The following is a 12,774-nucleotide window of genomic DNA, read 5'->3' on the forward strand; positions in this document are numbered from 1 at the left end:
GAGAAGCCAGGGGCGGCTTTACGCCCCACTCCCCAGCGGCAGCGCCGTCTCGAACTTGATTTCCTTCAGGGCGAAGTTGGAGCGGATGCGGACCTGGAAGGGCAGCTGGAACACGAACTCTTCCAGAAAGCGGTTGTAGTCGGCAATGGCCCGCACCGCGACCCGCAGCAGATAGTCGGCGTCGCCCGACACCGCGTAGCATTCCAGAACCTCCGGCCGTTTGCGCACCGCATCGATGAAGATGGCGGCGGTCTCGGCGGAATGGCGGTCCAGCGTGACATGGGCGAAGACGCACTCGCCGACCGACGCCGCCTTGGGATCGACCAACGCCGTGTAGCGGCGGATCACCCCGGTTTCCTCCAGCGACTTCAGCCGACGCCAGCAGGAGGAGGGCGAGGTGCCGACCCGGTCGGCCAGCTCCTGCACGGTCAGGCGCGAATCCTCCTGCAAGGCGACCAGGATTTTGATGTCGATTTCCGATAGGGCGGCAGGCAACGGCAAAAATCTCCGGTCACAGGCGGAACGCCGAAAAATCCTGCCAAAATCATAGGTGTGCCCGCCTCACTTTGAAAGCTCTTTCCACGGACAGTCCGGCATACTGATCGCAGGACAATTCAAGGGAGAGGCGATCATGGCCGACATGTGGGACAACCCGATGAAGACCGACGGATTCGAGTTCATCGAATTCACCGCGCCGGACACCGTGGCGCTGGGCCGCCTGTTCGAGCAGCTGGGCTTCACGGCAATCGCCCGCCACCGGTCGAAGGACGTCACGCTCTACCGCCAGGGCGACGTGAACTTCATCGTCAATGCCGAGCCGTCGGGCTTCCCGCGCAACTTCGCCGCCCAGCACGGTCCGTCGATCTGCGCCATCGCCTTCCGTGTCGGCGACGCCGCCTTCGCCTATCGCCGGGCGCTGGAGCTTGGCGCCTGGGGTGTCGAAACCCGCGTCGGCGCCATGGAACTGAACATCCCCGCCATCAAGGGCATCGGCGATTCGCTGATCTACCTCGTCGACCGCTATGCCGACCGCGGCAGCATCTATGAGGTCGATTTCGTGCCGCTTCCGGGAGTGGACCAGCATCCCCAGGGCGCCGGCCTGACCTACATCGACCACCTGACCCACAACGTCCATACCGGACGGATGGAGGAGTGGGCCGAGTTCTACACCCGCCTGTTCGGCTTCCGCGAGATCCGGTATTTCGACATCGAGGGCAAGCTGACCGGCCTGCGGTCGAAGGCGATGACCAGCCCCTGCGGCAAGATCCGCATTCCGATCAACGAATCCGCCGACAACAAGTCGCAGATCGTCGAATATCTGCGCGACTACAGGGGCGAAGGCATCCAGCATGTGGCGCTCGGCACCAACGACATCGTCCGCACGGTGGAGACGATGCGTGGCATGGGCACCCCGTTCCAGGACACGCCCGACACGTACTACGAGCGCGTCGATACCCGTGTGCCGGGCCACAACCAGGACCTGAAGCGTCTCCAGGCCAACCGAATCCTGCTCGATGGCGCCCCGACGGAAGGCCAGGGCCTGCTGTTGCAGATCTTCACCCAGACCGTCATCGGCCCGATCTTCTTCGAGATCATCCAGCGCATCGGCAACGAGGGCTTCGGCGAGGGCAACTTCAAGGCGCTGTTCGAATCCATCGAACTCGACCAGATCCGCCGCGGCGTGCTGAGCGAGGATGCGGCCTGACGGGTCGGTTCGCCGTCCATTGCTTGGAACGCCGTCCGGCCGCGGGGCCGGACGGCGTTCTTGCATCGTCGGCCCGGCATTTGAGCGGCCTTACACATCGTTTCCGATCTGGCGCCGCACCTCGTCGGCGATGGGATGCAGGAGCGCCTGCGCGTCGGCGGGGCCGACCAGACTGTAGCCCATGCCCTTGGCCGCCCATGAAAAGCCGCTGGCCGCCGGCTGGCTCAGGGGCTGCATCGGGACGTCGCGATCGACCGTCATGGGACGGCTCAGCATGACCAGACGCATGCCATGGTCATTGTCGTACATGAAGAGCGCCGCCGGCCCGTGCGGCGTCGCGACGACACGTCCGCCCATGAAACGGTAGCCCGACGCTTCGAGGTCCGGAACTCCGACCTGCCGCCCCAGGCGGGTGGAAATCCAATCGGCAAGTTCGGTGCCGGCGCCGGCGCGCAGTTCGACGGGACGGAGGCGGTCGGGGCTGTAGACGGCGTAATTGTCCGCGGCCTCCTGGCCGAGCGAGGCGACGCCCTGCAACGGCGGATCGGACAACCCCCGCAACGTCCAGCCGCCGGCTCCGCCGAAGCCTATCAATACGGCCGCCGCAGCCGCGGCCCACCACGGCAGGCGGGATCGGCGGCCGTGACGTTCCGCGATGTGTCTGACGTTGAGTGCCGCAGGCACCGGTTCGTCGGCGATTGGCAGGAGAAGGGCTCTGAGATCGTCGCGTTGAGAGGCGTAGCCGGTCACGCGCTCCGCCACCTCGGGATGGGCTTCCAGATAGGCCGCCACCTCGGCCTGCCGGACGGAATCGAGGCGCTGGTCGACGAAGGCGTTGAGATCGTCCTCGGTGATCGGGCGGCTGATCATTTCACCCTCCGCAAATGGGATCGTCCGGCCGGTTCGACCGGCATCTCCCTGATGCTCTTCAGCAGCTTTTCGCGCGCACGCGACAATCGTGACATCACAGTCCCTATCGGAACATCGAGAATCTTTGCCGCATCCGCATAGGACAGGTCTTCAATGCTGACGAGCAGAATGACCGCGCGCTGGTCCTCGGGGAGTGCTTCGAGCGCACGCAGCAGGGCGCGGTGATGCAGACCATCTTCCTGGGAGGCGGGGGTCGAAAGCCAATTCTCGGCGGACTCGACGTCGAGGTCGGAGGATCTTGCGGACCTGCGCTTCAATTCCGTCATGGCGAGGTTGTGCAGGATGGTGAAGACCCACCTGCGGGTGTCGCCGTCGACCCGACGCTGGTTCCAGTGGGCGATGGCGCGTTCCAGGCAGTCCTGGACCAGATCGTCGGCCGCCGTGCGATCGCGAAGCAGCGAGCGCGCGTATCGGCGAAGCGCCGGTATGAGGGGTTCAAGCAGTTCGATCATCATCGGGCATCATGCGACCATGAACACTGAGAATCGGAACACCGAGACTTGGGCCGGCCCGCCTCCGGTCGGAAAGGGGCCGGCCGGATGTCACCGTGCCTGGATTTGCACGACGGCGCCGGGCTGGGCCGCCGTGCCCTCGGTTATGACCAGATACCGCTTCTCGGCTTTCACGGTGTTCTGCACGATCTGCCGGATCGGTCCCGCTGCGTTGACGATCGCAGATCCGGCCGGATTCGTCATGAACGCGGCGAGCGGCTGCAGCGCGCCGTGGCCGGTTTCGGTCTCGGCCAGCGCCAGCACATAGGGCTTCCTGGGGTCGAGATTCGTCACGGAGGCCTGGAGAACCTGGATCAGCCCCTGGTCGAACAACGACACCGTCGTGACGGCTTTGCCGGGCTTTCCGTTCGCCGAGACCGCGAGGTCGAGGTGCGTCGCCTGCCCGGCGACCCCGAGCGGGGTCAGGTTGTCGGTTCCGGCGCCTTCGGGCACGGCATCGGGCACATAGGTGATCGCCTGCGGCGCCTGGCCGATCGGCACGGTCGCGATCACGGTGTTGGTCACGGTATCGATGGCGGTCATCCCGTCCGCATTCTCCAGCCCGACATAGATGCGGCTGCCGTCGCCCGACGGCCAGACGCCATGCGGCAGGTTGCCGACGGGAATCGTCGCGACCTGCTCGAAGCTGTCGGTGCGGAACACCTTCACCTCGTTCAGGCCGCCGATGGTGACGTAGGCGAAGGTGCCATTGGCGTTGTGCGCGAAATTGACGTGGTTGGTGATCGGTCCGGTATCGAGCGTCTTGATCAGGTCGAACGGCGGCTGGGCATTGAAGACCTGCGTCTTTCCGACATCCTTCAGGGTGAACCAGACCTGCCGGCCATCCGGGGTCGCCGCGATGTTGGGGCAGAAGGGGCTGGCCTGCTGGATGCGGGCGATGATCTGGTGATCGGCCACGCTGACGACATCCGTCTCCGGGTTGAACGAGGAGCAGACGTAGCCGTATTTTCCGTCTGGCGAGAAGATCTGCATGCCCGGCCCGTTCGGCGTCTTGATGCGGGTCTTCTCTTCGAAGGTCTTGCCATTGAGGACGGCGACGTAGTCCTCGCCACGCACCGTGACCCAGACCTCACTGCCATCCGGTGTGAAGAACGCCTCGTGGGGCGAGCGCCCGACATAGGTGACGTGCTTGACCACATTGGTGGCCGTGTCGATGAAGCTGACCGAATTCGAGCCGATCGACACGACCGCGATGGTCTTGCGGTCGGGGGAAAAGCCCATGCCATGGACCAGGACCTGCCCTTTGTAGAGCGGGCTGAAGTTCGCCGGCTGCGTGTCTCCGAGACGGATGACGCCGAGCAACCTGTTGTCGACGGGATCGATGACCGAAACCGTGTTCGAGAACTGCTCGGCCGCGTAGATGCGATCGCGGTGGCTGATCGGAAAATCAGGTGCCATGCTGGCGTAGGGCGCTTGCCCGGCATAGGCGGGCAGATGTCCGGCAAGCAGGGAGCCGGCGATCAGCGCCAGGGTGGAAAGCAGACGACTCTTCATCGGGACTGACCCTCTTTCATGTGCATGTGCATGTGCATGGGCATCGGAGACGGAGGGGTCTGCGAGGCCGGGGATTGAGGCGGAACCTGGGTCGGCGCCGGCGCGGAGGGCGGCAGCGGCTGGCCCAGGGCCATGCGCATGGCGGCGATCTCCTGCTGCTGCTCGACGATGATTTCCTGCGCGATGCGCCGGAGCTGTTCGTTTTTCCCGTAGCGCAGTTCGGCGAGCGCCATGTCGATCGCGCCTTGATGATGGGGAATCATCATCGCCGTGAAGTCGGCGTCGACGTCGCCCGTCGGCTTCACCGCCATGTCGGACATCATCCTGTCCATGGCGGTGTTGTTTTCCGCAAGGAAGGGCGCTTCGTCGTCGAGCGCCGATGCGGTGGCAGGCCCGGCTGTGAGTGGATCGGTGCTTTGGGCGCCGGCAGGCATCGGCACCGTCATTCCCGTTGCCAGGGTGAGGGCCAAGGCTGCCAATATCGGATATCGCATGAGAGGCTCTTCGGTCTGTCTCGTCGCGGTCTTGACGGGGTGGACTGGCCGACCGCCCGATTATTCCGCCCGCTTTCAATTTTTTCCGCAGGCGATGAAACCCGCCAATATTTTCCATAATTGAACTTATGTGTTTTTAATCCCCCGTGGCGGAGCCGGGGTCCTTCATTCCGGATGGGTGTGGGCGTCGAAGCGCTCGCAGTCGCTCTTGAAGATCGCGATGGGACGCAGCGCGTCGGCTGGTTCAGGGCGCCTGCAACACCCACAGCGCCGCCGCCCCGGCAATGATGCCCAGCAGCCGGAGCGCCAGCTTGACGCGGTCGATGCGCCGCAGGGGATGCCCAAGCTTGACGCGGAAACAGGGCCTCCGGTTCCATTCTTCAAGCGCGATATATGAACCGCGCATGCAACCGCCATTCGCAAGTTGGAGCGCTCAAAAACGGTAAATCACCCTTCATTCACAAGGCTTCCATCAAATGGAAACGGTCAGGCCAGAGGTAACCGGGCAAAATTTGCCGATCTATTTCTGCCAGATCGTCATGGATGCCGGAGTTTCATTTTTCTCTGATTCGCCTAAAAAACAATCGTCCGTTTTTTGTCTCATTCATGCCACGGAAAACGCCCTCATTCATAATTTCCTAACCATAAGTGTTAGTACCCGATTAAGGCTAACAGACGAGCCTTCGGAACGAGGCGATACCCCTAAAGCGGAGTTCCAAAATGGCTACCACCAACACCGACGGCACGATCCAGGTCACCTTTGCGGTCAATGCCTGGGGCGCGGCAGCCGGCGGAAAATGGCCGCATTTTCAACTGCTTCTGGACGGTGCCAGCATCGGCGAGGCCACCGTTTCCTCCGCCACCCAGTCCCGCTACGTCTTCACCGCGAACGTGCCGGCCGATAAAGCGCATGCGCTGCAGCTGATCTACGACAACGACGACACGGTTAACGGCGAAGACCGCAACCTGTTCGTCAAGTCGTTCGAGGTGAACGGCAAGACCATCCTGTCGATCGATCCCTCGGTCAAGTACGACACCGGCAAGATCGACGGGCTGAACGTCATTTCCGGCCAGACCGAGATGTATTGGCCGGGCGCGCTGAACGTGCCGCTGCCCGCCACGCTGTTCCCGTCCGCCGCCACCGTGCCGGACGCCGAGACGGCCGCCACCATGACCACGACGATCAAGGTCAGCGCCTATGGCGTCAGCGCCGCCGGACAGGCGCCGCACTTCAAGCTGCTGGTCGACGATCAGGTGGTCGGCGATGCCTGGGTCAGCGCCACCTCGGCCACCGACTACACCTTCACCGCCAAGGTGGACCCGAACGAGGCCCACAAGATCCAGATCTGGTACGACAACGACGCCACCGTGAACGGCGTCGACCGCAACCTGTTCGTCAAGTCGATCAACATCGACGGCAAGACCATCGCCTCGACCTCCGACATGGCCTCCTACGACAAGGGGGCGGTGGACGGCAAGTTCGTCGTCGCCGGCCAGGAAGGCCTCTATTGGGGCGGCGCCCTGACCTTCGGCGTGCCGGAGGAGTATTTCGGCGGCGCCTATGTCCCGCCGCCCCCGCCGCCGCCGAGCAAGGTGGTGGACATCGTCGTCAACGCCTATGGCACCTCGGCCGGCGGGCAGGCCGCGCATTTCAAGCTGCTGGTCGACGGGCAGGTGATCGGCGACGCCAAGGCGGCGGCGACCACCACCGGCTACAAGTTCACCGCCAACGTCGATCCGACCAAGGCCCACACGGTCCAGGTCTGGTACGACAACGACGCAACAGTGAACGGCGTCGACCGCAACCTGTTCGTCAAGTCGGTCGTCATCAACGGCAACACCGTCGCCTCCACCGACAGCATCGTCACCTATGACAAGGGTGCCGTCGACGGCAAGGACGTGGTCAAGGGCCAGGAGGGCCTCTACTGGGGCGGCGCCCTGAACGTCAAGGCCGGGGCCGACCTGTTCGGCAACACCCCCGCCACCCAGACGCCGGTGCCGACCGCCCCGACCAAGCCCGCCTTCTACGTCGCCGCCAACGGCAAGGACACGTGGTCCGGCAAGCTGTCCGCCCCCAACGCCGACGGCACCGACGGTCCCTTCGCCAGCCTGGAGAAGGCACAGGCCGCCATGCGGGCCAACCCGGCCATCGACACCACCTATGTCCGCGAGGGCACCTATCACCTGACCAAGACGCTGGAGCTGACCTCTCTCGACAACGGGCACAGCTTCCAGAACTATCCCGGCGAGAAGCCGGTGCTCAGCGGCGGCGAAGTGGTGAAGAGCTTCACCAGCGAGGGCAACGGCCTCTATTCGGCCAAGCTCGGCACCGCCAGCAACCTCGACCTGATCGTCGGCGACGTCCGCCAGCATCTGGCCGAGAAGTTCGCCTACGACGCCTCTGACGTCACCAGCGGCTGGCACTTCGCCGACGCCGCCTCGGGCGGGCCCAGCGGCTGGTCGATCCGCTCGCACGGCACCGACGTGACCGCCGCCGACATCCAGCCGGGCACGCTCATCCAGATCATGGATGCCGAGCGGCTGGGCGACACGCTGGGCACCATCGCCAGCTTCAACGCCTCCACCCGCACCATCATGCTGAAGAACGGCGCCTCGCTGCCGTTCGCGGAAGGCACCACCTACAAGCTGCTGAACAACGCCGCCTATGTCGATCAGGCCGGCGAGTTCGCCTGGCGGACCTCGGACGGCAAGCTGCTCTACAAGGCCGCCAGCTCCGGCTTCGTCTCCAGCGGCGTCGAGGTGCCGCGGCTGGACACCCTGATCAAGCTGAACGGCGCCAGCAACGTCACCATCGACGGGCTGACCTTCAAGAACACCACCACCGGCGGCGACGCCCTGCTGCTGACGAAGTCGAGCGGCAACCACATCAGCGACAACAGCTTCCTGAACGTCGGCACCGCGATCAAGCTGACCGCCGCCTCGTCCAACAACGACATCGCCCACAACACGCTGAACCATCTGGCGGAAAGCGGCATCGAGATGGACGGCCGCAGCAACGGCAACAGCATCTATGCCAACAGCATCAGCAACATCGGCGAAGTGCGAAAGGCGGTGTCCGGTATCATCGGCACCGGAGTGGACAACAACCTGATCTCCAACAACGACATCGACCACAGCGCCCGCTACGGCATCTCGTTCAAGGATTACGGCGGCACCACCAACACGGTGAACCACAACAACATCATCCAGTACAACAACATCTCCTACACCGGGCTGGAGACCGCCGACGGCGGCGCCATCGAGATTCTCGGGCGGTCCAGCGTCGACACCGGCATGATCATCCAGGGCAACCGGATCGAGCATGCCAATGGCCTCGCCACCAGCAACCAGGACACCTGGATGTTCGGCCAGAAGGGCTTCGGCATCTATCTCGACGACATGGCCGGCGGCATCACCGTCAAGGACAACTTCATCAAGGACGCCGACTGGGCCTCGGTGCAGATCCATGGCGGCGACAACAACGTGGTGACCAACAATTTCTCGGTCATCGCCAGCAACAAGGAAGACTTCATCCGCATCGAATGGCAGCCGGTGCACGGCACGGCCGGCGACCCGCACAACAACACCATCACCAAGAACGTGGTGATGGGCACCCTGCCGCTGGACGACTACATCGAGCTGCTCAGCGCCAACGACTTCGTCATCGACAACAACCTTGTCTACAACGTGCCGAAATACGGCGATCACGACGTGATCGGCAAGCCGATGTTCAACAACGCCTATTGGGGCGACTACTCGCTGCTGCCGACCTCGCCCGCCTTCGCGATGGGCATCCACGACCTCGCCTGGGCCAAGATGGGCGTCGACGGCGTCGCCGCGGTTGGCCTGGAGCATTTCTGGGACGGCGTCTGATCGCCCGATCCTGAAAGCCGGCATATAGGGGGCCGGCGCATCGGGGGTACGCCCTCGACGTGCCGGCCCCAGCGGTGGGCGGAGCCTGTTTTGCTCGAGGTCGAGCGACGGAGGCTCCGCCCACATGCGTTTCGGAAATCCCTTCAGAAAAGACCGCCGGCGGCCGGCACAAGCGCAATCGGCGCAGCCGTGCCCCCGGCTTGGCGTTCGCGCCGCAGCGCACCATATCCAGGCCGCGCTCCGCTGCGGACAGGCCCAAGCTGCACGGATCGGGGCGCATTCCCATTCCAGACCGGACGGACCGAGACAGTTTCCGATGAAGCAAGCGACGTGGACGGCAGAATGGACCGCAGGGGCCGTGGCGAAGACCCTGGGGGCCGGCCTCCTGCTGTGGGCCGCCTGTGCGGCGGGGCCGGCCTCGGCCCAACAGGACGACAAGAAGCCCAAGTTCGGCCCGGACGCCGTGCCGATCACCCGCTCGGTCGATTTCGTCCGCACCACGCCCGCACCGGATTACTGGGCGCTCAGCCCCTATTACGTGCCGCAGACGACCGGCGCCTCCTGTTCGGTTGCCAGCGTGACGATGATGCTGAACGCGCTGCGCGGGTTGCCCGGGCTGGCGTCGGAACGGCTGGTCACCGCCAAGCAGCTGCTCGACCGGCTGGACGACGATCATTGGCGCGACGCCACCGCCGACGATGGCGAGGGTATCTCCTTCGGCGAGCTGATCACCTATGTCCGCCGCAGCCTGAGCGCCTACGGCATCGACGCCGAGGTGGAGGTCTGGCGCCCGCGCGACACCTCTCCCGCCACGCTGGCGGAGCTGCGCCGCATCCTGTCGGACAATGAGCGCAGCGCCGACGACATCATCCTGCTGGCCTTCGACCAGGGCACCTTGACCGGCGACATCGGCCTCGGCCACATCGCGCCGCTCGGCGCCTACGACGCGGCGAACAGGCGCGCGCTGGTGATGGATCCCGACCGCGCCTGGTACGTCCCCTACTGGACCAGCGACGCCCGGCTGCTGGAGGCGATGCTGAAGCCCGACCGCGCCGACCCCGAGGGCAGCGGACTGATCCGCGTCCGCAGCCGCAGGGTTTCAGGCTGAGCGCCCTTTACTTCACTTCCTGGCTGGACAGGTCCGAGGGGTTCTGCGACCGGGTCGGCTCGTTCGGCTGATCCGGTTCGCTCGCCCATTGGTTCGGGCGCGGCACCGGGTTGCCGTTCAGGTCGGGCGGCGCCCGACGCACGTCGGCAAGCGCCTGCTGCAACTCCTGGCTTCCGGTGGCGGCGGAGCTGGACGGGTTCGGCGGCTTGGTGCCCTGCGCGCTGGGTTGCGGATCCTGGCTCTGCTGAACCTTGCCATCGCGGGCGAGCGCGTCGCCGGCGGACTCCTTCGATCCGGAGTCGACCGGAGCGGCTGCCGGCTGCTGGCTCTGCGGTTGATCCGCCTGCTGTGCGGCGGCACCGACCAGCGGCAGGCCGGACAGGAGCCCCGACAGCAGCAGGGCGGCGGCGATCTTGCGCATGGCGCATCCTTCCATTGGGGCCATTGGGGCGTTGAGCCTTTCGGGGAACGCCGTTGGAGTCCAATGCGCAACGGCACCAAATGGCCGGCGGCGCGTTGTACCGGGGACAGAGTCCGGCTTTCAGGCCGTCCGGTCCCAGCCCATCAGGAACACCGACAATGCCCAGCGAGTTCCCGTCCTCCGCCGCCCCCTCCTCCACTGCCGCCGCCACCGCTCCCGCCTCGCCCCAGGACCGCGCCGAACGGCGCAGCGTCGGCGTGGTGGTGGAGCGTCGGCGCGTCGACAATCCGTGGATCGAGGCGCGCTGGCAGCCGGTGATGCTGGTCCCGGCCGACCCCACCCTGCCCGACTGGAGCGTGCTGGCCGAAGGGCCGGACTGGACACGCCATTACGCCGGCACCGCCGAGATCGCCCTGTTCCCGACCGAGGCGGAGAACTACAAGCACAATCTCGACGGCGGCACGCCCAGCGCCTACGTCATCCTGCGGCCGGGCGGTCCCGCGCCGGGGATGCAGCTGCTGGCGGTCACCGCCGATCCCGGCGAGATCGACGCCCATGCCGAAGCCGGCGACGACGTGATCGAGGCGCTGCCGCTGCCGATCCCGCTGGTGCTGTGGATGGATGGCTTCGTCGCCCGCCATTTCGTCGAGCGCCCCTTCCACAAGCGCAAGCGCGACCGTGCCGACCCGGAAGCCCTGGCGCGGCACCGCAAGCCCGGACTGCCGCAGCATGGCTGAGGGCGAGGAGGAAGGCTTCCTCGGCCGCTGGTCGCGGCTGAAGCGCGACGCGCGGATGGAGGAGCCGGTGCTGGAGCCGGCGGACCGGCCGCCGGACGCCCTGCTGCCCGAGACGGTGCCGCCTGAACAATCGCCTGGAGAGACCGGCGAGGAGGTGGCGGACCTGCCCCCGCTGGACAGTTTGGGCTCCGACAGCGACTACACCGGTTTTCTGCGCAGCAACGTGCCGGCGGACCTGCGGCGTGAAGCCCTGCGCCGGGCCTGGGCGAGCGACCCGGTCATCGCCGGCTTCCGCGGCTTCGCCGAATATGACTGGGACTACAACGCGCCCGGCTACGGCGCCCTGCGCCCCACCGACGACATCGCCCGCCTGCTGAACGCCGTACTGCCCGACGAGAAGCGGGACGAGGAAGAGGCGGTTGAAGTGGTGGCGGTGGCCGATACCGAAATCTTGGCTCAGTCTCCGCAGCTTCCGACCGCAGATGGATTGGAAGGGCCTCCCGTCGACGCATCGGACCGGGAACCAACTCCCTCTCCCCAGGGGGAAGAGGGAGTTGCCAAACGGCCCGCCGAACCTCCTCAGATACACCGCCCGCCATCGACCTCCAGGCACACGCCGGTCAGGAAGTTCCCCTCGTCGGAGCAGAGATAGAGCGCCGCGTTGGCGATGTCGGCCGGGGTGGACAGGCGTCCCAGCGGGATGCTGCTGCGGAACTGCTCGCGGCGTTCCGGCGTGTCCTGGCCCATGAAGCGGTGGAGCATGCCGGTCTCGCCCGCCACCGGTGCGATGGCGCAGACGCGGACGTTGTCGGCCGCCAGCTCCGCCGCCATCGACTTGGTCAGGGTGATGACCGCCCCCTTGGAGCCGTTGTACCAGGTCAGATTCGGCCGTGGCCGCAGACCGGCGGTCGAGGCGATGTTCAGGATCACGCCGCCGCCATGGGCGCGGAACACCGGCACGGCGTGGATGGCGCTGTGATAGATCGACTTCACGTTGACGGCATAGATGCGGTCGAAGGTGGCCTCATCCACGTCCAGCATCGAGCCGTAGCGGTGGGTGTAGCCGGCATTGTTGACCAGGATGTCGAGCCGCCCGAACTCGCCCAGCGCCGCCGAGACGATGGCCTCGTAATCCTCCCCCACCGCCACGTCGGCGCGGACGGCGAGTGCGGTCTCTCCCAGGCTGTCGGCGACGCGGCCGGCAGCGGCCTCGTCCAGGTCGGCGACGATGACGCGGGCCCCTTCGGCGGCGAAGCGTCGGGCGATGCCCTCGCCGAAGCCCGATCCCCCACCGGTGACGACGGCGACCTTGTCAGACAAACGCATGAGCGGTTCCTCCCCGGCAATTCTCGATCCGAGATGCGCGCGGCCGTTGCGGCGCGCGGACTCCGTTCAACAGGGAACCGGCGCCTTCGGCCGCATCGTGAACACGACGAAGATCGTGAACACGGCGAAGAATGCATGATAGCGCGAAGCTGCCCTGTGGGGCAGTCGCCATCA

Annotated in this window: 14 protein-coding genes; 6 read left to right on the forward strand and 8 right to left on the reverse strand. The window is 65.7% G+C overall.

The annotated features are described in order from the left end of the window. Positions 1–18 precede the first annotated feature (18 nt). Positions 19–495: an Lrp/AsnC family transcriptional regulator gene (locus tag ABNQ39_RS31170; protein WP_376965866.1), complete on the reverse strand. Its 477-nt coding sequence runs from the start codon at positions 493–495 to the stop codon at positions 19–21. Between the two features lie 136 nt (positions 496–631). Here ABNQ39_RS31170 and hppD point away from each other — a divergent pair, with 136 nt between their 5' ends. Next, positions 632–1,705 (forward strand): 4-hydroxyphenylpyruvate dioxygenase, encoded by a 1,074-nt coding sequence (gene hppD / locus ABNQ39_RS31175; RefSeq protein WP_376965868.1) that lies wholly within the window; start codon positions 632–634, stop codon positions 1,703–1,705. A 90-nt stretch (positions 1,706–1,795) separates the two neighbouring features. On the opposite strand, the gene ABNQ39_RS31180 is transcribed toward hppD, so the two are convergent. The 5 genes from ABNQ39_RS31180 to ABNQ39_RS31200 all read right to left on the reverse strand — a co-directional run bounded on the left by ABNQ39_RS31180 (position 1,796) and on the right by ABNQ39_RS31200 (position 5,541). After that, positions 1,796–2,575, reverse strand: a complete 780-nt coding sequence (locus tag ABNQ39_RS31180) for an anti-sigma factor family protein (protein ID WP_376965870.1) — start codon at positions 2,573–2,575, stop codon at positions 1,796–1,798. Further along, positions 2,572–3,090, reverse strand: coding sequence for a sigma-70 family RNA polymerase sigma factor (locus ABNQ39_RS31185; protein ID WP_376965872.1), 519 nt, complete (start codon positions 3,088–3,090; stop codon positions 2,572–2,574). Before ABNQ39_RS31185 ends, ABNQ39_RS31180 begins: the two co-directional genes overlap by 4 nt. A gap of 87 nt (positions 3,091–3,177) precedes the next feature. After that, entirely contained in the window at positions 3,178–4,641 is a 1,464-nt protein-coding gene (locus ABNQ39_RS31190) for a YncE family protein (RefSeq protein ID WP_376965874.1), read from the reverse strand. Then, positions 4,638–5,111 (reverse strand): DUF305 domain-containing protein, encoded by a 474-nt coding sequence (locus ABNQ39_RS31195; protein WP_376965876.1) that lies wholly within the window; start codon positions 5,109–5,111, stop codon positions 4,638–4,640. The genes ABNQ39_RS31190 and ABNQ39_RS31195 overlap by 4 nt, the downstream gene beginning before the upstream one ends. A gap of 268 nt (positions 5,112–5,379) precedes the next feature. Further along, complete coding sequence (locus tag ABNQ39_RS31200) at positions 5,380–5,541, reverse strand: hypothetical protein (RefSeq protein WP_376965878.1); 162 nt, start codon at positions 5,539–5,541, stop codon at positions 5,380–5,382. Between the two features lie 314 nt (positions 5,542–5,855). Here ABNQ39_RS31200 and ABNQ39_RS31205 point away from each other — a divergent pair, with 314 nt between their 5' ends. Both ABNQ39_RS31205 and ABNQ39_RS31210 read left to right on the forward strand, forming a co-directional pair. Further along, positions 5,856–9,008 (forward strand): carbohydrate-binding domain-containing protein, encoded by a 3,153-nt coding sequence (locus ABNQ39_RS31205; protein WP_376965880.1) that lies wholly within the window; start codon positions 5,856–5,858, stop codon positions 9,006–9,008. 316 nt (positions 9,009–9,324) lie between these two features. Next, complete coding sequence (locus tag ABNQ39_RS31210; RefSeq protein WP_376965882.1) at positions 9,325–10,116, forward strand: phytochelatin synthase family protein; 792 nt, start codon at positions 9,325–9,327, stop codon at positions 10,114–10,116. Positions 10,117–10,123: 7 nt separating this feature from the next. Here the strand turns inward: ABNQ39_RS31210 and ABNQ39_RS31215 are convergent, their stop codons facing one another. Further along, entirely contained in the window at positions 10,124–10,537 is a 414-nt protein-coding gene (locus ABNQ39_RS31215) for a hypothetical protein (RefSeq protein WP_376965884.1), read from the reverse strand. Positions 10,538–10,695: 158 nt separating this feature from the next. Here ABNQ39_RS31215 and ABNQ39_RS31220 point away from each other — a divergent pair, with 158 nt between their 5' ends. Next, positions 10,696–11,274, forward strand: a complete 579-nt coding sequence (locus tag ABNQ39_RS31220) for a DUF3305 domain-containing protein (protein ID WP_376965886.1) — start codon at positions 10,696–10,698, stop codon at positions 11,272–11,274. Further along, positions 11,267–11,926 (forward strand): DUF3306 domain-containing protein, encoded by a 660-nt coding sequence (locus tag ABNQ39_RS31225; protein WP_376965888.1) that lies wholly within the window; start codon positions 11,267–11,269, stop codon positions 11,924–11,926. Before ABNQ39_RS31220 ends, ABNQ39_RS31225 begins: the two co-directional genes overlap by 8 nt. Here the strand turns inward: ABNQ39_RS31225 and ABNQ39_RS31230 are convergent. Next, the gene (locus ABNQ39_RS31230) at positions 11,854–12,600 is read right to left on the reverse strand and encodes a glucose 1-dehydrogenase (protein ID WP_109447270.1); all 747 of its coding nucleotides are present in this window, start codon (positions 12,598–12,600) and stop codon (positions 11,854–11,856) included. The genes ABNQ39_RS31225 and ABNQ39_RS31230 overlap by 73 nt on opposite strands. On the opposite strand from ABNQ39_RS31230, the gene ABNQ39_RS31235 reads away from it, so the two are divergent. Continuing rightward, positions 12,599–12,739 carry a hypothetical protein gene (locus tag ABNQ39_RS31235; RefSeq protein WP_376965890.1) on the forward strand — a complete coding sequence of 47 codons (141 nt, stop codon included), beginning with the start codon at positions 12,599–12,601 and terminating at the stop codon, positions 12,737–12,739. The two genes, ABNQ39_RS31230 and ABNQ39_RS31235, sit on opposite strands and share 2 nt — an antisense overlap. The last annotated feature ends 35 nt before the right edge of the window (positions 12,740–12,774 follow it).

The sequence above is a fragment of the Azospirillum sp. A26 genome (genome assembly GCF_042604635.1).
Classification (GTDB): Bacteria; Pseudomonadota; Alphaproteobacteria; order Azospirillales; family Azospirillaceae; genus Azospirillum; species Azospirillum palustre.